Below are 19,204 nucleotides of genomic sequence, written 5' to 3'. Positions count from 1 at the left end.
GGCGGAGAGCGAAGGACACTAGCCGCTAGGGTGCTGGAGCTGGACAATTCTCAAAGTCGAAAATTTCTTTCTTATCCCAAAATAAAATGCCTCTCTGCGCAGGCAGAAAGGCATCACGAACTAAACCTTTCTCCCATCTCCCAAAGCCTACGCTTTGTGTGAATTGGCACCATTTCAATAAATTAATATTGACGGTTGCCGGGCTTCATCGGGCACATCCCTCCACCTCTCTTGATAAGAGCTAACAGCATTCTATATTCAATTAACACGTTAAATTGTTTAAGTAAATTATTTTACAAAAGCTATCGTATCACGGATAAAAAAGAGTGTCAATAAAAAGAATCTTCATTTTCGGAAAATTGATTTAGGTAATTTTAGGCATTTTCCTTCACTGAAGCTAAGCCCGTTGCCACTTCAATCGCCGATTCGAGATCTTCGATTAAATCCTCCACATTCTCGATCCCAATTGAAAGACGGATTAAATCCTCTGAAACACCTGCCGCTTTCAATCCTTCTGCATCTAATTGCTGATGTGTCGTACTTGCCGGGTGAATGATTAGGCTTTTTGCATCGCCAACATTGGCCACATGCGCCCATAGTGACAATGAATCAATCAGTTTAGCCCCTGCTTCTTTGCCGCCCTTAATGCCAAAGACGACCATTGAGCCAGCACCTTTTGGCAAATACTTTTTCGCTAATTCAAAATCAGGATGCGATGGATGCCCCGGATAGGATACCCAGTCAACTGCAGGATGATTCTCTAAATATTCAACCACTTGCTTTGTATTTGCCACATGCTCTTTCATTCGGACATGTAGAGTCTCGAGGCCAATTGTAAATTGGAAGGCATTTAGCGGACTGAGAGCAGGTCCTAGGTCACGCAATAATTGCACGCGGGCTTTAATAATGTAGGCAATGGCCCCAAGTGCTTCCGCATAAACAAGGTCATGATAGCTCGAATCAGGTGTCGTGAAGCCTGGGAACTTCGGTGAATTCCAGTCAAACTTCCCGCCATCAACAATGATCCCGCCAGTTGATGTTCCATTACCTAACAGCCATTTTGTCGCCGAGTGGACGACAATATCGGCACCGAATTCAAATGGACGGCAGAGATATGGGGTTGCAAAGGTATTGTCAATAATTAATGGAACTCCAGCCTCATGAGCAATTTCCGCTACTTTTTCAATATCAAGAACGCGTAAACTTGGATTACCAATTGTTTCAGCAAAAACCGCTTTTGTTTTTTCCGTAATCGCCCCGCGGAAGTTCTCTGGATCATCAGGGTTAACAAATTTGACCTTAATTCCATACTTTGGAAGGGTAACAGCAAATAGATTATACGTTCCGCCATAAAGGTTCGATGCAGAGACAATCTCATCCCCTGCCTCTGCAAGGTTTAGTATCGCTAGCGTAATGGCTGCCATGCCGCTGGCAACGGCAAGCGCTCCGACACCGCCTTCTAATAATGCTACTCTTTCTTCAAAAACCGTTGTCGTTGGATTATGAATTCGAGTGTATATGTACCCGGGTTCCGATAAACTAAATAGATTTGCTGCATGCTCGGTATTTTTAAATTGGTAAGCATTATTTTGGTAAATTGGAACAGCACGCGCACCTGTAACCGGATCTGGAGCTAACCCTCCATGCACACTTAATGTTTCAAAACGATATTTCTTTTGATTTTCTGCCATTCTCGCTTCCTCCTTTATTGTAAAAAAACTAAAACCCCGCTTCATTAAGAAGAGGGGCTACTCTCTTCTCATCTCCCAGAGCAGCTTTGCCCTGCTGGATTTAGCACCGCGTTGCATATCGGTTGCCGGGCTTCAAAGGGCCAGTCCCTCCGCCACTCTTGATAAGAATGCTTTATTAAATTGTTTTAATTGGTTGAATATTTAAGTAATACATTACAGCAAGTTTAATTCCGAGTCAATAACTTTGTTTAAATTATTTTTGCAAGTGGATGGTTCTGTGCTTTTGTCAAAAAGAAGAGGGATTCTAGTAATAGAGTGGTTCTTAATGGTGCTGTAACTTTTAGCTGTCGTTGCTGTTCAAGAACACGGAGCCATTCCGTTCCTTCTAGTAGCTTTTTCATTGCGGCCGGGGTGCCGGTGATCTCGTATTTTGTCGGTTGTGCTTCTGAATTTTGCAAGCTCATGATGGTTCCGTTTTTGATCATTAACTGGATGGTTTGTTCCTCACATCGAAGGTTAATTTGTACATCCGCTTGATGAATCAAGGGAAGGACGTGTCCCTGCTCTTTGATTTTCACCAGAAAAGTTTTTACTGCTTCAATCATTTTCACCACTCCGGTCATCTTGCTTTTACAATACTAATTCAGCAATCAGGTGTGGAATCCTTTTATTATCACTCGACAATTTCCTAAGAAATATGTCGGATTTTCATGAAGGTCTTGACAGAAGTCCAATTTACTCGTCACTTTGATCTATATACTCGTCTAATATGGAGATTTACTCGAACTCAAAAAGCAGATGCTAGCCCGCATCTGCTTAAGTTAGATATTCTTTTATTTTTTCCAGCAAATAAGGCACGGAATGAAAAGCGTAAAGTGTCTCTTTCACCTTGCCGCTCCGAACAATTAATAGACATGGCACGCTTTCTACCTCAAATTCCGCCGCTATATCCGGATAAAAGTTCAAGTTCATTTTTCCCATTTTAATCTCTACGAGTTCCTCAATCACAGCCAGCATTCTAGATGCAAGCTGACAAGTGCCGCATAGTGGTGTATAAAAATATAGTATCCCGCTTTCCGCATCTTCGAGGAAAGCAGTCAAATCATCTTGATTCCATTCGTTCATAAACATTATCCCATTTCTAAAAACTCAGTATGCACATCGATATTCGCTCCTAGGAGAACGGTCGCCAAGTGGTGCACTGGCGCGGTCGCTACCTCGCGATACATCCGATCAATGTATAAATGTTCAGCCTGTGGAAACTCCCGTTTAAAACGTTTGCGGAGCTTCTCGCCGGCAGCATCAGCATCAACAAGAATATAGACATCCTTGTCCTCGAGAAAATCAATCAATTCATCCAATTTGGTGTGACTGATGGTCCCGTTTGTACAAATGATTTCAACCGGTTCCTTTACAATATTCTTTACCTTATTTTTATCCGATTTTCCTTCAACAATAAGAACTTTGTCAACATACGAATCATTCATATCCACATCACCTGTATTAGAAGTTGTTTATGTTAACATATTCTAAAATATTGATTCCGTGTGCCTCTTTCACTATAGCATTATAATCATTATATAAACAGGGTTTTGCTTGCCCCTTTGATTCCGCCGCATTACTCTTCGTTTTATTATAGACTTCCCTACTTTAGTCGAAGAAAAAGTGGGAATTTAAGAGAAAAAGCACCCCACAAGGTGCTTTTTCAAAATGTATAATTAGTCTTCCTTTGTCATTGCTTCATATTGTTCAGCAGTCATCAGCTTGTCTAACTCGCTTGAATCAGAAAGCTCGACAACAACCATCCATGCTTTTTCATATGCTGATTCATTGACAAATTCAGGGCTGTCACTTAAATCTTCATTTACTTCTACAACCTTACCGCTGACTGGAGCGTAAAGCTCAGAAACGGTTTTAACGGATTCAACGCTGCCAAATGGTTCGTCAGCTGTTACTTCATCGCCTACTTCTGGAAGCTCAACAAAAACGATGTCGCCTAATTCATGCTGTGCAAAGTCAGTAATCCCAATACGGACTCTTTCCCCTTCAACCTTTACCCATTCATGTTCTTCTGAATAACGTAATTCTTTTGGTGTACTCATTTACTCAAATCCCTCCATTGTTTTTTTCTAAAATCTATCATCGAAATAAATCGATTTCCCTTTAATAATAACTTAAAGCCACATCTTCTCATACTCTTCTTCTTTAAAACCGACTGTGACACGTTCACCATCCGTTACTATCGGTCGTTTGATCAACATTCCATCAGAAGCAAGCAAATCAAGCAGTTCGTCATCGGAAGCAGACTTCATTTTATCCTTGATCCCTAATTCCCGATACTTCAAACCACTGGTATTAAAAAATTTCTTTAATTCCAAGCCGCTCTTTTGATAAAACGCCTGCAACTCATCACGAGTTGGGGGATGTTCCACAATATGTACTTCTTCATAGGAAAGCTTTCGGGCATCAAGCCATTTCTTTGCATTTCGGCATGTTCCGCATTTGGGATACCAGTAAAAAGTCAGAGACACTTGTTTCACCGCCTTTTACTAAAATGTGATTGCGTCAATAGAATAGTACCATAACGTTTTTTAAAATCCTAACAAGTGGCCTAAAAAGTTCTCCATATCAAAAATTCGACTAATTTCGTAAAAGTCCTGCCATAGTATAATAATTATTTTTCAAAAAAATAGACCCCCTTCACGCTGGAAGGGAGCCTTGATCAATTAAACAGTATAGCGTTCAACTTCGATCAATACATCTGCAGCTTCACGTTTTTTCGCAATCACGTTGATTGGGGTATGACGCGTAAATTTGCGAAGTGAAGACAGCATCATGCGAAGTGTATCACCTTGTTCCACAGCTACTAGAGTTTCTTTCGCAATCGCTTCAATTTCATTGAAGGCTTCTTGACAGAAAATCTGTGTGTAAAGAAGTTTTTGCTTGCTCTTTTCTAATCCGTCTTTGGCGATGGCTTTTTCTGTACGTAAAACAACTGACTCCATTGCGTAAACATCCGAGACAATGTCAGCAATGTTTGCTAACACTTCTTGCTCTCTTTCAAGGGACTTGCCAAATTTTTGTGCTGCTAAACCAGCTGATAATAAAGCAATCTTTTTCGCATTTTTCACAAGATGTTTTTCTTGCGCAAGTGGCTCGTCACTTGGCTCTTCCGGCATGAGCATCATTAGTTCTTCTTGAAGCGCCATTGCCTTTTGGAAAAGTGGCAGCTCACCTTTGATTGCCTTTTTCACAAGTGTACCCGGAACAAGAAGGCGGTTAATTTCGTTTGTGCCTTCGAAAATACGATTAATACGAGCGTCACGATAAGCTCGTTCAATTGGATATTCTTGCATGAAGCCGTAGCCGCCATGAATTTGGACACCTTCGTCTACAACGTAAGATAATACTTCACTTGCAAAGAATTTATTAACCGAGCACTCAATGGCATATTCTGCAATCGAGTTTGCCACCTTCTTAAGGTCTTTCGCTTCTTCAGTAGAAAGCTGGCCTTGGTTGTCTTCGTATAAACCAATTGTCCGGTAAACAGAGCTTTCAGCTGCATAAATTTTTGAGGCCATCGTTCCGAACTTTTCTTTTGTTAAATTGAACGATGAAATCGGCGTTTTAAACTGTTTACGTCCATTAGCATATTTAACCGTCATGTCAAATGCCTTTTTAGAGCCGCCAACACCGCCAACTGCTAATTTGTATCGGCCAATGTTTAAAATGTTAAAGGCAATAACGTGACCTTTGCCATATTCACCTAATAAGTTTTCAACAGGTACAGCTACATCCTCTAAAATAAGCGTACGTGTGGAGGAACTCTTAATCCCCATTTTCTTCTCTTCTGCACCAGTGGATACACCTGGATACTCTCTTTCCACGATGAATGCAGAGAAATGTTCGCCATCAATCTTTGCATAGACAACAAAGACATCAGCGAAGCCTGCATTTGTGATCCATTGCTTTTCACCATTTAAGATATAGTGAGTACCTGCTGCATTTAATTTTGCCGTCGTTCTCGCACCAAGGGCATCGGAACCTGAACCTGGCTCTGTTAAAGCATAGGCCGCAATCTTTTCACCTAATGCGAGGGCAGGTAAATATTTTTTCTTTTGCTCATCGTTTCCGAATAAAACGATTGGCAGAGACCCAATCCCTACGTGGGCGCCATAAGATAGGGAAAAACCGCCAGCCCCGGACATTTTCTCTGTAATTACAGATGAAGTTACCTTATCTAATCCCAAACCTTCAAACTCTTCCGGAACGTCAACGGCTAAGAGACCAAGCTCACCCATTTTCTTTAAAAGCTTTACCGTACGATCAAATTCATGGTTTTCTAAATGCTCTATTTGTGGAGCCACTTCTTTTTCAATAAAATCTGCTGCTGTTTGCGCAATCATTAAATGCTCTTCAGAGAAATCCTCTGGTGTAAAAATATCCTCAAATGACAAATCTTCTATTAAAAAGCTTCCGCCTTTAACGAATTTTTTAGTTTCAGTCATGAAAAACTCCTCCTAATCATTTTCACGGGACTAGCCCCATGTTTGTAATTTAAAGTAATTCAAATACTCCGGCTGCGCCCATACCGCCACCGATACACATCGTTACAACACCAAATTGCTGGTTTCTCCGTTTTAATTCATGGATCAGGCTCAAAGTAAGCTTTGCACCCGTACATCCCAGCGGGTGCCCTAGCGCAATGGCTCCACCGTTAACGTTTACGATTTCTTCATTCAGACCAAGTTCACGAATGACTTGCAGAGACTGTGAGGCAAACGCTTCATTCAATTCAAACAAATTAATATCAGATAGCTCTAAGCCGGCAAGTTTCACAGCTTTTGGAATGGCGACAACTGGCCCGACACCCATAATTTCCGGCGGTACGCCGCCAACAGCAAACGATCTGAATTTAGCTAATGGTTTTAAGCCAAGTGATTCTGCTTTTTCACGATCCATTACCATTACAGCAGCAGCTCCATCACTTGTTTGTGATGCATTTCCAGCTGTTACAGAGCCAGTAACGGAAAAGGCTGGACGTAACTTCCCGAGTGTTTCCAGGTTTGTACCCGGACGAACCCCTTCATCTTGTGAAAATTGAATCGTTTTTTCAACAAGTTTATTATCATTTCCAACCGTGCGAATCGTTACATCAACCGGAACAATTTCATCCACGAATTTACCTTCTGCAATGGCTTGAGCGGCACGCTGATGACTTCTTACCGCAAAAGCGTCCTGATCTTCACGGGAAATGCCATACTTCTGCGCAACTTGCTCCGCTGTATGTCCCATTCCCATATAATATTGCGGGGCTGTTTCGGCTAGTTTAATATTTGGACGCACGACGTGACCCATCATTGGGATCATGCTCATTGATTCCGCGCCGCCGGCAATTGCTGTATCCGTGTGTCCGAGCATTATTCCTTGCGCCGCATAGGCGATCGCCTGTAGGCCTGATGAACAGAAACGATTAATAGTGATGGCAGGGACTGTATAGGGAAGTCCTGCCAAGGCACCGATATTACGAGCCATGTTATTTCCTTGTTCAGCTTCCGGCATCGCACAGCCGATAATTAAATCATCTATATTTCCTTCATAGTTTCCCGCACGTTTTAATGTTTCTTTTACAACTAACGCTCCCAAGTCATCAGGGCGAACATGGGCAAGCGTTCCTTTCTTTGCTTTACCAACCGGGGTACGAGCTCCGGCAACGATTACCGCTTCTCTCATGCAAGTTCCCTCGCTTTCTCTTATATTTGAAAAATACGAATCTATTTGTTAACGTATTAGTTTCTTAATGGTTTACCCTTCACAAGCATGTGCTGCATGCGCTGCTGTGATTTTGGCTCTGCAATCAGGCTTAGGAAAGCTTCTCTTTCTAAGTCTAAAAGATATTGCTCATCGACCTCTGTTCCAAACGGTACTCTACCGCCGGCGATGACATAGGCAATCTTTTTCGCAATCTTCATGTCATGTTCAGAAAGATAACCGGATAAGCGCATTCCTTCAGCACCAAGTAACAGGGTGGCATATCCAGTTTCCCCAACAACCGGAACCTTTTTGCGCACTTTTGGTTTATAGCCTTGTTCATGTAGAGCAAGTACGGCTTGCTTTGCATCATAGATCAAATGATCACTATTGAAGCTGATACCATCTGAGGAATCTAAGAAATTATTTTCCCGTGCTTCTTCTGCCGATGTGGAAACCTTCGCCATGGCAATCGATTCAAACACTTTATTGGCAACATTCTGTAAGTCAAATGGAACGCCATTTGGCAAATTTTCTAAATGCTTCATGTAAAGCTCTTTGTTTCCGCCTCCGCCAGGAAGTAAGCCAACACCGACTTCGACAAGACCCATGTACGTTTCAGCTGATGCCTGGATATGGGCTGTCGGCAGGCAAACCTCTGCGCCGCCGCCAAGAGTCATTCCAAACGGTGCCGCAACAACCGGCTTCGCGCTGTATTTTACTTTCAACAGGGCACTATGAAGGTGGCGGACAATCAGATCAAGTTCGTAAATATTGTCATCCTGAACTTCCATTAGCATCATCGCCAAGTTCGCACCGACACAGAAGTTCTTTCCTTGGTTACCAATGACAAGCCCTTTATAATTTTTCTCAACTTCATCAATAGCAAAATTAATCATCTGCACGATATCGAGACCAATCGCATTGTTTGGTGAATGGAACTCTAACAAGGCAACACCATCGCCAAGGTCAATTAAACTTGCGCCGCTATTTTTTTTAATAACACCTTTTTGTTGTTTAATTTTTTTAAGGTCGATCGCTTTTGGATTATATTCCACTAGTCTATATTGACCGTTATGATAGTAGAACTGCTCGCCGTTTTCTTCTAAGTAGAAAGAGGAATTTCCTTTTTCAAGCATTTCTGCCACCCATGCTGGAACTTCCACACCGGCTTCTTGCATCTTTTTAACGGACTTTTCAACGCCAATGGCATCCCATGCTTCGAATGGGCCCATTTCCCAGCCAAAGCCCCACTTCATCGCACGGTCAATTGCTACGATATCATCGGCGATTTCACCTAGCAGCTGTGCGGAGTAGACAAATGAAGCTGTGAAGGTATTCCATAAAAATTGTCCGGCTTTGTCATTCGCGTATACAAGCGCTTTCAATTTATTGGCTGTGCCTTTTTCCTGCTTAGCTAACTCGACTGCAGGCGTTGACAGCTTTTTCCGCGGTCCATATTCCAAGGTGGTTGGATCCAGTTCCAGAATTTCTTTTCCTTTTTTCAAAAAGAAGCCTTGTCCGGATTTACTTCCAAGCCATCCCTTTTCAACCATAGCTTTTAAGAAAGCGGGAACTTCAAACACTTCTTTTTCTTTTCCTTCCACTTGGTCATACACGTTACCAGCCACATGATAGAAGGTATCTAATCCAACCACATCAAGGGTACGGAAGGTAGCACTTTTGGCCCGGCCAATTAATGGCCCTGTAATTGAATCGACTTCGCCAACACTTAAGCCGGCTTTCAGCATTTCTTGAACAGTGACAAGAAGGCCGTATGTCCCAATTCGGTTAGCAATAAAGTTAGGTGTGTCCTTCGCTTCTACTACACCTTTACCTAACACATCCTCGCCGAATGTTTTCATGAAGGAGAGAACTTCCGGGTCAGTAAATTGGGTTGGAATCACTTCTAATAATTTTAAGTAGCGAGGCGGGTTAAAGAAATGGGTTCCAAGGAAATGCTTTTGGAAGTCGTCGGAACGGCCTTCTACCATCGCTTCTACCGAAATTCCGGAAGTGTTGGAGCTGATAATACTGCCAAGCTTGCGGTATTGATCCACTTTTTCAAAAACCTGTTTTTTAACGTTAAGATTTTCAACAACGACTTCGATAACCCAGTCAACATCTTTCAATTTAACTAAATCATCTTCCAAATTGCCTGCTTCAATAAGAGCTATGTTCTTTTTCGCTGCCAGTGGTGCCGGCTTTTGCTTCAATAATTTTTGAATGTTTCCTGCACTGATTCGATTACGTACTTGTTTGTCAGCTATTGTAAGTCCTTTGGCTTCTTCTTCCTTCGTTAATTCACCTGGCACTATATCCAGTAATAATGTTGGAATGCCGATATTTGCGAGGTGAGCAGCGATTCCTGAGCCCATTACTCCAGATCCTAGGACAGCTGCTTTTTTTATCAATTGGTTCAACATTGTCTCCCCCTTCACACTTTGAATGAATGCTCATTCATTTTTGCGTCAAAAAAAATTCACATTTGAATGAGTTCTACTACTACTTACTATAAAATATTTTGAAAATTTCTGCAATCCATAAACGTGGAAAATTGAAATTTTTTTGAACTTTTATTTTTAGAAAATAAAACTTCCTGTTTGGGCATGCTATTTCCTGAGGTGATAATGATGGCGAAGATGAAAAAGAATCCTTCCAAAGCAGGCGTCAGTGCCGCAAGTGTGAAGGGGAATGCCGGGCCTGGCAACGAAGAGGCTCACTTGGATAAGAAAAACAGCCAGAATAATCAATATAAAAGGTAGCAAATTGGAGGGATAACGATGCAGCAGCAAAATATGAATATGCAAAATCAACAAATGAAGATGCAGCAGCCGCCAGGAGTCATTTCAACAAAGGATTCGCTTTATTTGACCGACATGATGTCGTGGAATTTACTTTCAGCGAAAAAAGCGCACTTTTTTGCCCAACAGTGTCAGGATCCTGAGGTAAAGGCAGCAGCCGTAAAATGTGGTCAAATGCATCAGCAACATTACCAGAAGCTCCTAGGGCACTTGGGTCAGCACGCGAGCCAACAACAGCCGTTAAATAACATGCAATAAGAAAAGGAGGGTTATATCATGAATCAAAACCAGCAAAAGATTCAAAATCCAGAAACACAAGTGCCAAAAACACCGCAAATGAATGATCGTGATTTTATTAATGATTTACTGACAACAGAGAAATATATGACGACCTCCTATAGCATGGCGATGCATGAAGCAAGCCATCAAGGGCTATACCAGGACATCATGCAGATTTTCAACGAAACAGAGCAATGCCAGCGCGACCTTTATAATTTGATGTTCCAAAAAGGCTGGTATGCGGTCGAAGCAGCTGACCAGCAAAATCTTCAGCAATCATATCAGCAGTTTCAGGGGTATACAAATCAATTTCCTAATGGCGGGACGCTTCAATAATGTAAGAAACAAGGGGTAAGTAATCTTGGGGATTCCGCTAATTTGAGCAGGATTTCCGCCAAATTTGGTGGGGATTCCGCCAAACGTTGAATTTATTCCGCCAACTTTTGGATTAATTCCGCCAAACTCCACTCGGATTCCGCCAAACCCTTTTCAAAGCACACAAAAAAGAGCGAGACTAATCTCGCTCTTTTATGCCGTTGTTGAAAACATGTATTTTTTATAATGGTACCGAATCGAAAAGATTAGACCCAGCCCGAGCATGTTCCCCATTAACGCGCTCCCGCCGTAGCTGATAAACGGCAGCGGGATACCTGTGATCGGCAGGACACCAATCGTCATCCCGATATTTTGGAACACGTGGAAGGTAATCATGCTGATAACTCCGACACAAATATACGTGTAAAAATTATTCTTCGTTTCCATGCCAACTTTTGTAATATGGTAGATCAATAAGAAAAATAAACTGATTAATACGCTCGCACCAATAAAGCCATATTCCTCGCCAACTACACTAAAAATAAAGTCTGTTTGACTTTCCGGTAAATAGACTTCGCGGTTGCCGAACCCTTTGCCGCCCGTTTGCCCGGAGCCAATGGCAAGGAGGGATTTCGTTAGCTGGTAGGCATCTGTCCCTTGGTAACTATAAGGATCAAGCCATGAATAAATCCGGCGAAGCTGGTATTCACCTACCCCTAGATACTTTGCTAAAAAATCTGGGTTCCAAAGGACAAAATAAAAAACAGTTCCAATCAGGACAATCCCAGCAGAAAACATCGGCACTAATAGTTTCCATGAAATACCGGAGATAAAAATCATTCCTACTAAAATTGCGATAAAAACAAGTGCTGTTCCTAAGTCCTGCTTAATGATCAGCGCTAATGGGACCATGGTGACAATTCCCATCTTGATTAATAACCAGAAATCAGACTGCATGGTCTTGATCACATTTTTTTGATGATGCTGATCGATGACCCGTGCAAGGCCTAGAATGATAAAAATCTTGACAAGCTCCGATGGCTGCAAAGAACCAATCCCAGGCAGAACAAACCAGTTTTTCGCACCATTAATGACCGGAGCAATACTTTTCGGTGCAACGATTAGAAAGCAAAGCAGGAAAATACCAAATCCGTAGGCATACCAGGTGAGCTTTCGTAATTGATCCGAATCAAGCGTCATGACAATCGCGATAATTCCGGCACCAACGCCGTACCAAACAATTTGCTTGATTAAGAAGTTTTCCTTGTACTGCCCGCTCGCCTGCGCACTATAAATGGCCAAACAGCTCGCTAAGAAAAGTAAGATCAATATAAAAACAAGATTATAATCGAGCTTTGAAGATGTGTTGTTTTTTGAAGTCATTTACGTTCCACCTTACTAAGAACTTGTACATTCCTCCATTATATTTTTAATAACAACAAATCTCAACTTCTAACCCGTCAATGGGTTTATTTACATACTAAAATAAATCCGCCGCACTTCTTCTGCCATCCAATGCAAATTATTCGGCACTTGGGGAATACCGTAGCCGATATATAACGGTGTGGTGACAAATCGGGAAACAATTTTTGCATAGATTTTATCATCAATATGATGAAAAAACACATTATAGCTTGTTGCCTTGAATGGAAAATGGTTAAGGATATAGTGGACAGCGATCTGCATGTATTCCGAAAACTTTTCCTGATAGCCGGAATCCGGCATTTCCACATTAAATTCGTAAAACCCTACGCGCGGCTTTGTCGATAATGTAAACCGAACACCCTCTGCTTCCGCAATCACAATCCCCTCAAACATTTCATGGGTTACCTTTTCTTTGTAGTCAATATCATGTAAACCGACAATCTGCATATGGGGGTGGGCAAGCGTCCCGCCCGACAATGGCCCATGATTTTTGAAAAAAATGACCGATTGATAGCTGCCGGTTTCCTCCATTTCTAACCAATGCCGCACGCCGAACCTAATCAATTTATGTAGATGCTCCTTTGAATAGGTTGATAAATCGGCATGACAATCGTCTGTTTCTATTAACACGGTTTGGTAGGCGTTTTCCAATACAGGATATTTATTTTTCAATAGAATAATGGATCCGTCCACTGCGATGAGATCTGTCAGCTGGTCCCGTTCGCAAAACGGGCAGGCCTGCTCTTTGTTTCGAATATTTTCCGGTTTCTTGACACCAATGGATGTATTAAAATACAGATGTTTCGTTTCCAAACGTGCATCCCCTCTCGAAAAGCTATACTTCTATTTTATGGGAGAAAGCGGGTGGTTTGCACTAATTTTGTTTTGCATTTGAACTTTTCATGAAAGTGAGGTGCTGTGCATATCTTTTAAGTGTACAGGCACATCATAATTTGAGAATGAGAGGGACTTTGATGTTAACAAAACTAGAAGCATTGATCCTCGGAATTATCCAAGGTTTAACGGAATTTTTGCCGATTAGCAGTACAGGGCATCTTTATTTAGGAAGGAATTTATTCGGCTTACAGGAAGCGGGGCTTTTGCTCGATACGATGCTTCATGTCGGCACACTCTTGGCCGTCTTTGTTTTTTATAAAGATGAATTTATCAAAATCATCAAAAATCCTTTTAGCAAATTAACGTTTTTGTTGATTGTGGGGACAATTCCAGCAGTCATTTTCGGACTGGCCTTTAAAGATTATATTGATGAAATTTCGAAGACAGGGGTGACGATTGGCTGGGAGTTTCTAATTACGGGATTATTCCTGTGGATCGCTGATTCTGCGAAAAATGGTTACAAAAAAATGGACGATATCAGCTACAAGGATGCCCTCATTATTGGAACATTTCAAGCGGTTGCGATTATGCCGGCGATTTCTCGTTCCGGAATGACTATTGTTGCGGCACTTTGGCGAAAATTAGACCGGGAAACGGCCGCTTATTTCTCCTTCTTGCTATCGACACCAGCAATTGCCGGGGCAATTGTCTTGCAAACAAAAGATTTACTCGGCGGTCAGGGGGAGGAAATCTCCTTATCTGCCTTGCTTGTCGGCATTATTGCCTCTGCTATCTTTGGTTATGTCGCCGTTAGATGGATGATTGGTTACTTGAAAAATCATTCTTTAAAGCCGTTTGCCATCTATGTATGGGCACTGGGAATCCTCGTGTTAGTATTTCAATTTACAGGGAAGTTTTAGGCGGGGGCGGTCTCTCGATGTGGATTCGCAAATAAAGATGTGATTTTCGCAAATAAAGCCATCGGATTCGCAAATAAACCCGTTAAATTCGCAAATAAGTTTCATTTTAAACATGAAAAGCGACTCGATGAACTCGAGTCGCTCTCTTTTAGCTAATAACTGCCTGTTTCGCCATTTCTCTTGCTGCTTCTGCTGCTTGTTCCTTCGCTTTTGCCATAATTTCCGGTACCTTTTTAGGAAAATGATCCATTCCCTCGGCAACGACCGTATCGAGGGTCTCAAATCCAAGGAATTTAAATACCTTTTGTAGGTAACGGTCGCCCATTTCGAATTCTACCATCGGCCCGCTGGAGTAAATGCCGCCGCGAGTTTGAATGTGAATGGCCTTTCTACCGGTCAAGAGTCCCTTTGGTCCTGCCTCTGTATTGGTAAATGTTTTTTCTACAATAAATAAGTTATCAATAAACTTTTTCAAAATTGACGGGGCACCAAGATTCCAAATTGGTGTGACAAACACATAATAATCGGCGGCAATAAAGCGATCGGCTAGTGCATGCATGTTTTCGAGCTTAGTCCGCTCTGCCTCCGATAGCTGCTCCTTGGTATAACCCATAAATGATAATTTTGCGCGGGCATATAGCAGATCCATATCGATATCAGGGATTTCCATATCATATAAGTGCCAGCGCTCGATTTCAACATCCGGCTGCGCCGCTTTAATTTCCTCTAAAAATACTTCCCCGATTTGCATCCCTTTTGATAGCTTAATGTCATTTTTCGGATTTGCTGTAATATACAAAAGTTTTGACATGTACATCCCTTCCCTTTAGCTGCAATTTTTTTCTCTATTATTATTTTACAACAAACTCCCTTGCTCACCATTGAACAATATGGAAAAATTGTGAATTATGCTAGATGACCTTGAATAATTTGTGACAATTCCAAACAAAACATAACGAAACTTAACAAAACTTAACAAAAGTCACATTTATTATGCTATTATTTTTATAAAATAAAAACTGGAAAAAGGAGGTTAATCAATGGACGAAAAGGCATATACACCTGATGAAGTAGCACAAATCTTTCAAATCTCAAAACATACCGTTTATGAGTTGATAAAAAGAGGCGAGCTGCAAGCCTTTAAAATCGGTAATAAAATGAGAATCGAACATACCGAAATAGAAAGATTTAAGGAGAATATGAAGGCACCTGCAAAAAAACAGCCAGCGGAACCAACTAGCGCTGGGAGCAATACCAACCTGCCAATCCGGCTTTCCGGCAGTCACGACTTCCTTGTCGAGCATTTTACCAAACAGGCGGGAAAGAAGTTAGATATGCAAATTCAGCCTTCCTTCATCGGCAGTTTAGAAGGTCTGATGATGCTTTATCGGGGACAATGCGATATTGCCGCCATTCATCTGTTAGACCCGGCATCGCAAGAGTATAATCTGCCATTTATCCATCAACTGTTTGTCTACGAAAAGATTTTGGCGGTGAGATTGGCGGTAAGAGAGCAAGGCTTTATAGTCGCAAAAGGCAATCCGAAAAGTATTCTTGATTTTTCCGACCTGACGAGAAAAGATATTCAATTTATTAACCGTCAAAAAGGGTCGGGTACCCGCTTTTTACTAGATTCCAAGCTTTCTAGCTGTGGAATTGCCCCTAGTAAAATTAACGGCTACGACAATGAAGAATGGAACCATTTGTCGGCGGCTTCTTACATTAGCCGAGGGATCGCAGATGTGACCTTTGGCATTCAGTCTGCTGCCAGCCATTTAGGGCTAGATTTTGTGCCGGTAGCGAAAGAACAGTTTGACCTAGTTTTCCGCTTTACCGATGAGAACCAACAAAGCTTAACGGACTTAATTCAGTACTTACAGTCCGCCAGTTTTAAAAACAGTTTACAAGATTTAGAAGGCTATTCAATTCAAGATCTAGGGAAAATCATCTACCAAACTACTCAAACGGAGGAACTTGTATGAAAAAGAATCGCTTATTAATGACCCTATTTGCTTTGATGCTCCTAGTTTTATCAGCTTGTGGAAACTCAGACACAAAAGACGCTGCCGCAAAAGAGACAAAGAAACCTGCACCAAAACCGGCTCCAACAGAAATGATTCTGGCAACAACAACGAGTACACAGGACAGTGGCTTGCTTGATGTATTAGTCCCTATGTTCGAGAAAGAAAATAATGTAAAAGTGAAGACAATTGCCGTTGGGACTGGCCAGGCATTAGAAATGGGCACAAAAGGGGAAGCAGATGTCCTTCTTGTTCATGCTCCGGCAGCTGAAAAAGCAGTTGTAGACGCAGGCGATGCGATTAACTACAAACGTGTGATGTATAACGACTTTATTTTAGTAGGGCCAAAAGAAAATCCAGCAGCTGTCAGCGGGGATGATATCAAGGCGGCTTTCAAAAAATTAGCTGATACAAAATCTATTTTCGTATCACGTGGCGATGATTCTGGTACACATAAGAAAGAACTTGGCATCTGGACTGCTGACGCCATTCAACCAGCCGGAGATTGGTATGTATCAACAGGACAAGGTATGGGACAAACTCTTCAGGTTGCTGCTGAGAAAAAGGGCTATGTATTAACAGACCGTGCGACGTGGCTCGCCCAAGAAAAGAATTTAGATACACTCAAGATTGCCGTTGAAGGCGGAAATGATTTAATGAATATCTATCACGTCATGCAAGTAAATCCTGAAAAACATGATAAAGTGAATAGTAAAGATGCCGAAAAGTTTGTAAACTTTATGGTAGATGCGAAAACTCAAGACGTGATCGAAAACTTCGGTAAGAAAGAATACGGACAATCCCTATTCTTTAAATATACAGAATAATTTTTTCATGGAAATCCTGGAGGCATTGCGATTATGGAATTACTACTAGATGGACTCAAAAAAGCGATAGAAATGATCTTTTCCGGTGATCAAGAAATTTTTGCGATTACCTGGCTGACGCTCAAGGTCTGTCTCATTTCCATTCTGATTAGTACCCTGATCGGATTGCCACTTGGAATTTTCCTTGGATTAACTAGATTCAAAGGGCGCAGGCTGCTATTATTATTGATCAATATTGGTATGGGTCTGCCTCCAGTGGTTGCCGGGTTATGGATTACGATGCTCCTATGGCGCTCCGGGCCATTAGGCGACTTAACCCTGCTTTATTCACCGACAGCGATTGTGATGGCACAAATTTTAGTCAGCCTGCCGATCGTCACGAGCCTGACATGCACGGCATTTCAGCAAATCAGCGATAAGATGCTGCTGCAAATTAAGGCGCTCGGAGCCACAAAGCTGCAGACATTAATGATTCTTATAAAACAATTAAAAATTGCGATTTTAGCAGCGGTTATGGCCGGATTTGGGCGCGTGATTGCTGAGGTTGGTGCCGCTATGATGGTCGGCGGTAATATTCAAGGCGACACAAGGATTTTAACAACGACAATTGTGATGGAGGTTTCCAAAGGGAACTTTGACATTGCCTTAGCCCTTTCGTTTATTTTATTATCTGTTGCCTTGTTGATAACGGCCGCCTTAACATTTTTACAACAAAGGAAGCGAATATCATGAACCCGTTAATTGAGCTGAAAAATATTACTTTTACTGCCCATAAGAAAACGATTCTTGATATTCAAGAATTTCAGATTTACGATGGGGAATTCCTCGGGATCATGGGGCCAAATGGTGCCGGAAAAAGTACCCTGTTAAAACTCTTAGCATTTCTCGATCAGCAAACGAGCGGTGATATCCTTTTCCGTGGCCAGAACATTCCGAAGGGAAATGCCCCGCTCGATTTACGGCGGAAGTTCTCGATTGCCCTCCAGCAATCATTGCTTTTAGATGGAACTGTTTTTCACAATATTGCAATAGGTTTAACCTTACGAAAGATTCCGAAGAGCGTCATTAAGGAAAAAGTAGCTCATTGGATGGAGCTGTTTGGCATCAGTCATTTGGCGAAAAAAAATGCCCTTTATTTATCCGGTGGCGAGGCGCAGCGTGTCAACTTAGCGCGGGCGATGATTGTTGAGCCGGAAATTCTATTTCTCGATGAGCCCTTTTCCGCATTAGACTTTCCAACCAAAATAAAGTTAATGGAAGATTTCAAGGGCATTATCGAAAAGGCCCAAACAACAGCAGTGTTTGTCAGCCATGATTTAATGGAAATTAACTACCTCACGAATCGGCTGGCTATCATCGTGAATGGTGAAGTAAAGCAATCTGGATCCACCCCTCGGATCCTTGAACATCCTAATTCTTCTACTCAATCCTTCCTAAATGAGTGGAAGAAATTTTACCCATTAGCACGTTAATTTGCAGCTCCATTTTGGAGCTGCCTTTTTTATTTGCTTAAAAAAACCTTCAAGCTTAAAATGGTAATAGCTTTGTAACTGGGTTCTAAGGGGGAGTTTTACGATGAAATATGCAATCATTACTGGGGCATCAAAAGGGTTGGGTGAAGCGATTGCTAAACGGCTCATTCAGGAACAAATCGCCGTTGTTTCGGTTTCACGGACAGAGAATGAAGAAATCAAAAGTCTTGCAATCAAACAAGGGATTGATTATAAGCACCTTTCCTGTAATCTATCATTAGAAAAAGAAGTTCAGGAAGTCTTCATGGAGATTGCCCATTGTATTTTTCAAAAGGATCCGGAGGAAATTCTTCTATTTAATAATGCCGGCGTGATTGACCCCATTCAAAAAGTTGGCAATCTAGATCAGACGCCAATCATCAGTAACATTCAGGTCAATTTAATCGCACCCATTCTCATTACCAATTTATTTTTTAACAAGGCGCAGTTAACAAACACAAAAGTAACAGTTGTGAATGTATCTTCAGGTGCAGCGATCCGGTCGATTGAAGGCTGGAGTGTGTATTGCAGTTCGAAAGCGGGGCTAAATATGTTCACGCAAACCGCCGCATTAGAGCAGGCAGAGTTGGAAACAAGTAACAAAATTATTGCCTTTAGCCCTGGTGTGATGGATACGAACATGCAGGAAACGATTCGTTCGTCCAGCGTGGAAGCGTTTAAAGATCTTGAACAATTTAAAGAATACAAAGAAAAGAACATGCTTTTAAAGGCTGATGTTGTCGCGAATGCCTTAGTCGATCTGGTTCTAAGCGGCGAGGTTGAAAGTGGAAAGGTATACAATATTAAAGACCTATTAAAATAG

Annotated in this window: 21 protein-coding genes and 2 riboswitches; of the genes, 9 read left to right on the top strand and 12 right to left on the bottom strand. The window is 41.7% G+C overall.

The features are described 5' to 3' along the window. Positions 1-130: 130 nt before the first annotated feature. Positions 131-241: riboswitch (SAM riboswitch) on the bottom strand. Between the two features lie 133 nt (positions 242-374). The 9 genes from BABA_RS25230 to BABA_RS25190 all read right to left on the bottom strand — a co-directional run bounded on the left by BABA_RS25230 (position 375) and on the right by BABA_RS25190 (position 9,868). Continuing rightward, positions 375-1,691, bottom strand: a complete 1,317-nt coding sequence (locus BABA_RS25230; RefSeq protein ID WP_007088114.1) for an O-acetylhomoserine aminocarboxypropyltransferase/cysteine synthase family protein — start codon at positions 1,689-1,691, stop codon at positions 375-377. A 65-nt stretch (positions 1,692-1,756) separates the two neighbouring features. Next, a riboswitch (SAM riboswitch) is annotated at positions 1,757-1,859 on the bottom strand. An 80-nt stretch (positions 1,860-1,939) separates the two neighbouring features. Then, the gene (locus BABA_RS25225; RefSeq protein WP_007088113.1) at positions 1,940-2,296 is read right to left on the bottom strand and encodes a hypothetical protein; all 357 of its coding nucleotides are present in this window, start codon (positions 2,294-2,296) and stop codon (positions 1,940-1,942) included. Between the two features lie 211 nt (positions 2,297-2,507). After that, the gene (locus BABA_RS25220; protein WP_007088112.1) at positions 2,508-2,816 is read right to left on the bottom strand and encodes a thioredoxin family protein; all 309 of its coding nucleotides are present in this window, start codon (positions 2,814-2,816) and stop codon (positions 2,508-2,510) included. 5 nt (positions 2,817-2,821) lie between these two features. Then, positions 2,822-3,178, bottom strand: a complete 357-nt coding sequence (locus tag BABA_RS25215; protein ID WP_007088111.1) for a toprim domain-containing protein — start codon at positions 3,176-3,178, stop codon at positions 2,822-2,824. Positions 3,179-3,409: 231 nt separating this feature from the next. Continuing rightward, complete coding sequence (gene gcvH / locus BABA_RS25210; RefSeq protein WP_007088110.1) at positions 3,410-3,793, bottom strand: glycine cleavage system protein GcvH; 384 nt, start codon at positions 3,791-3,793, stop codon at positions 3,410-3,412. 72 nt (positions 3,794-3,865) lie between these two features. Further along, positions 3,866-4,222 (bottom strand): arsenate reductase family protein, encoded by a 357-nt coding sequence (locus BABA_RS25205; RefSeq protein WP_007088109.1) that lies wholly within the window; start codon positions 4,220-4,222, stop codon positions 3,866-3,868. A gap of 195 nt (positions 4,223-4,417) precedes the next feature. Beyond that, positions 4,418-6,199 carry an acyl-CoA dehydrogenase family protein gene (locus BABA_RS25200; protein ID WP_007088108.1) on the bottom strand — a complete coding sequence of 594 codons (1,782 nt, stop codon included), beginning with the start codon at positions 6,197-6,199 and terminating at the stop codon, positions 4,418-4,420. Between the two features lie 49 nt (positions 6,200-6,248). After that, positions 6,249-7,424, bottom strand: a complete 1,176-nt coding sequence (locus tag BABA_RS25195; RefSeq protein WP_007088107.1) for an acetyl-CoA C-acetyltransferase — start codon at positions 7,422-7,424, stop codon at positions 6,249-6,251. A 56-nt stretch (positions 7,425-7,480) separates the two neighbouring features. Next, the gene (locus BABA_RS25190) at positions 7,481-9,868 is read right to left on the bottom strand and encodes a 3-hydroxyacyl-CoA dehydrogenase/enoyl-CoA hydratase family protein (RefSeq protein ID WP_040347534.1); all 2,388 of its coding nucleotides are present in this window, start codon (positions 9,866-9,868) and stop codon (positions 7,481-7,483) included. Positions 9,869-10,075: 207 nt separating this feature from the next. On the opposite strand from BABA_RS25190, the gene BABA_RS26905 reads away from it, so the two are divergent. From BABA_RS26905 to BABA_RS25180, 3 genes are read left to right on the top strand one after another with little or no spacing between them, the layout of a single operon-like run. After that, positions 10,076-10,207, top strand: coding sequence for a YuzL family protein (locus BABA_RS26905; protein ID WP_007088105.1), 132 nt, complete (start codon positions 10,076-10,078; stop codon positions 10,205-10,207). An 18-nt stretch (positions 10,208-10,225) separates the two neighbouring features. Beyond that, positions 10,226-10,504 carry a hypothetical protein gene (locus BABA_RS25185; RefSeq protein ID WP_007088104.1) on the top strand — a complete coding sequence of 93 codons (279 nt, stop codon included), beginning with the start codon at positions 10,226-10,228 and terminating at the stop codon, positions 10,502-10,504. Positions 10,505-10,522: 18 nt separating this feature from the next. Beyond that, entirely contained in the window at positions 10,523-10,861 is a 339-nt protein-coding gene (locus tag BABA_RS25180) for a spore coat protein (RefSeq protein WP_007088103.1), read from the top strand. Positions 10,862-11,053: 192 nt separating this feature from the next. Here the strand turns inward: BABA_RS25180 and BABA_RS25175 are convergent, their stop codons facing one another. Beyond that, positions 11,054-12,223, bottom strand: a complete 1,170-nt coding sequence (locus BABA_RS25175) for an FtsW/RodA/SpoVE family cell cycle protein (protein ID WP_007088102.1) — start codon at positions 12,221-12,223, stop codon at positions 11,054-11,056. A gap of 90 nt (positions 12,224-12,313) precedes the next feature. After that, complete coding sequence (locus BABA_RS25170) at positions 12,314-13,078, bottom strand: DUF4931 domain-containing protein (RefSeq protein ID WP_007088101.1); 765 nt, start codon at positions 13,076-13,078, stop codon at positions 12,314-12,316. A 161-nt stretch (positions 13,079-13,239) separates the two neighbouring features. Between BABA_RS25170 and BABA_RS25165 the strand changes: the two genes are divergently transcribed. Then, positions 13,240-14,022 (top strand): undecaprenyl-diphosphate phosphatase, encoded by a 783-nt coding sequence (locus BABA_RS25165; RefSeq protein ID WP_007088100.1) that lies wholly within the window; start codon positions 13,240-13,242, stop codon positions 14,020-14,022. Positions 14,023-14,170: 148 nt separating this feature from the next. On the opposite strand, the gene BABA_RS25160 is transcribed toward BABA_RS25165, so the two are convergent. Beyond that, positions 14,171-14,833, bottom strand: coding sequence for an FMN-dependent NADH-azoreductase (locus BABA_RS25160; protein WP_007088099.1), 663 nt, complete (start codon positions 14,831-14,833; stop codon positions 14,171-14,173). A gap of 229 nt (positions 14,834-15,062) precedes the next feature. Between BABA_RS25160 and BABA_RS25155 the strand changes: the two genes are divergently transcribed. From BABA_RS25155 to BABA_RS25135, 5 genes are all read left to right on the top strand, one after another. Continuing rightward, positions 15,063-16,004, top strand: coding sequence for a substrate-binding domain-containing protein (locus BABA_RS25155; protein WP_007088098.1), 942 nt, complete (start codon positions 15,063-15,065; stop codon positions 16,002-16,004). Further along, the gene (locus BABA_RS25150; protein WP_007088097.1) at positions 16,001-16,870 is read left to right on the top strand and encodes an ABC transporter substrate-binding protein; all 870 of its coding nucleotides are present in this window, start codon (positions 16,001-16,003) and stop codon (positions 16,868-16,870) included. Before BABA_RS25155 ends, BABA_RS25150 begins: the two co-directional genes overlap by 4 nt. 33 nt (positions 16,871-16,903) lie before the next feature. Beyond that, the gene (locus BABA_RS25145; protein ID WP_007088096.1) at positions 16,904-17,602 is read left to right on the top strand and encodes an ABC transporter permease; all 699 of its coding nucleotides are present in this window, start codon (positions 16,904-16,906) and stop codon (positions 17,600-17,602) included. Then, positions 17,599-18,342 carry an ABC transporter ATP-binding protein gene (locus BABA_RS25140; protein ID WP_007088095.1) on the top strand — a complete coding sequence of 248 codons (744 nt, stop codon included), beginning with the start codon at positions 17,599-17,601 and terminating at the stop codon, positions 18,340-18,342. The genes BABA_RS25145 and BABA_RS25140 overlap by 4 nt, the downstream gene beginning before the upstream one ends. 103 nt (positions 18,343-18,445) lie before the next feature. After that, positions 18,446-19,204 carry a (S)-benzoin forming benzil reductase gene (locus BABA_RS25135; RefSeq protein ID WP_007088094.1) on the top strand — a complete coding sequence of 253 codons (759 nt, stop codon included), beginning with the start codon at positions 18,446-18,448 and terminating at the stop codon, positions 19,202-19,204.

It is taken from the genome of Neobacillus bataviensis LMG 21833, from assembly GCF_000307875.1.
Lineage (GTDB): Bacteria > Bacillota > Bacilli > Bacillales > Cytobacillaceae > Neobacillus > Neobacillus bataviensis.
The sequence above is the reverse complement of the archived record's forward strand: the minus strand, read 5'-3'. Positions and strand labels throughout refer to the sequence as shown.

Bases quoted from the DNA above. Each gene is read 5' to 3' on its own strand.
- BABA_RS26905 (WP_007088105.1), top strand. From the start codon at position 10,076: ATGGCGAAGATGAAAAAGAATCCTTCCAAAGCAGGCGTCAGTGCCGCA.
- BABA_RS25165 (WP_007088100.1), top strand. From the start codon at position 13,240: ATGTTAACAAAACTAGAAGCATTGATCCTCGGAATTATCCAAGGTTTA.
- BABA_RS25230 (WP_007088114.1), bottom strand. From the start codon at position 1,691: ATGGCAGAAAATCAAAAGAAATATCGTTTTGAAACATTAAGTGTGCAT.
- BABA_RS25175 (WP_007088102.1), bottom strand. From the start codon at position 12,223: ATGACTTCAAAAAACAACACATCTTCAAAGCTCGATTATAATCTTGTT.
- BABA_RS25220 (WP_007088112.1), bottom strand. From the start codon at position 2,816: ATGAACGAATGGAATCAAGATGATTTGACTGCTTTCCTCGAAGATGCG.
- BABA_RS25145 (WP_007088096.1), top strand. From the start codon at position 16,904: ATGGAATTACTACTAGATGGACTCAAAAAAGCGATAGAAATGATCTTT.
- BABA_RS25160 (WP_007088099.1), bottom strand. From the start codon at position 14,833: ATGTCAAAACTTTTGTATATTACAGCAAATCCGAAAAATGACATTAAG.
- BABA_RS25155 (WP_007088098.1), top strand. From the start codon at position 15,063: ATGGACGAAAAGGCATATACACCTGATGAAGTAGCACAAATCTTTCAA.
- BABA_RS25140 (WP_007088095.1), top strand. From the start codon at position 17,599: ATGAACCCGTTAATTGAGCTGAAAAATATTACTTTTACTGCCCATAAG.
- BABA_RS25135 (WP_007088094.1), top strand. From the start codon at position 18,446: ATGAAATATGCAATCATTACTGGGGCATCAAAAGGGTTGGGTGAAGCG.
- gcvH (WP_007088110.1), bottom strand. From the start codon at position 3,793: ATGAGTACACCAAAAGAATTACGTTATTCAGAAGAACATGAATGGGTA.
- BABA_RS25195 (WP_007088107.1), bottom strand. From the start codon at position 7,424: ATGAGAGAAGCGGTAATCGTTGCCGGAGCTCGTACCCCGGTTGGTAAA.
- BABA_RS25215 (WP_007088111.1), bottom strand. From the start codon at position 3,178: ATGAATGATTCGTATGTTGACAAAGTTCTTATTGTTGAAGGAAAATCG.
- BABA_RS25225 (WP_007088113.1), bottom strand. From the start codon at position 2,296: ATGATTGAAGCAGTAAAAACTTTTCTGGTGAAAATCAAAGAGCAGGGA.
- BABA_RS25190 (WP_040347534.1), bottom strand. From the start codon at position 9,868: ATGTTGAACCAATTGATAAAAAAAGCAGCTGTCCTAGGATCTGGAGTA.
- BABA_RS25200 (WP_007088108.1), bottom strand. From the start codon at position 6,199: ATGACTGAAACTAAAAAATTCGTTAAAGGCGGAAGCTTTTTAATAGAA.
- BABA_RS25150 (WP_007088097.1), top strand. From the start codon at position 16,001: ATGAAAAAGAATCGCTTATTAATGACCCTATTTGCTTTGATGCTCCTA.
- BABA_RS25180 (WP_007088103.1), top strand. From the start codon at position 10,523: ATGAATCAAAACCAGCAAAAGATTCAAAATCCAGAAACACAAGTGCCA.
- BABA_RS25185 (WP_007088104.1), top strand. From the start codon at position 10,226: ATGCAGCAGCAAAATATGAATATGCAAAATCAACAAATGAAGATGCAG.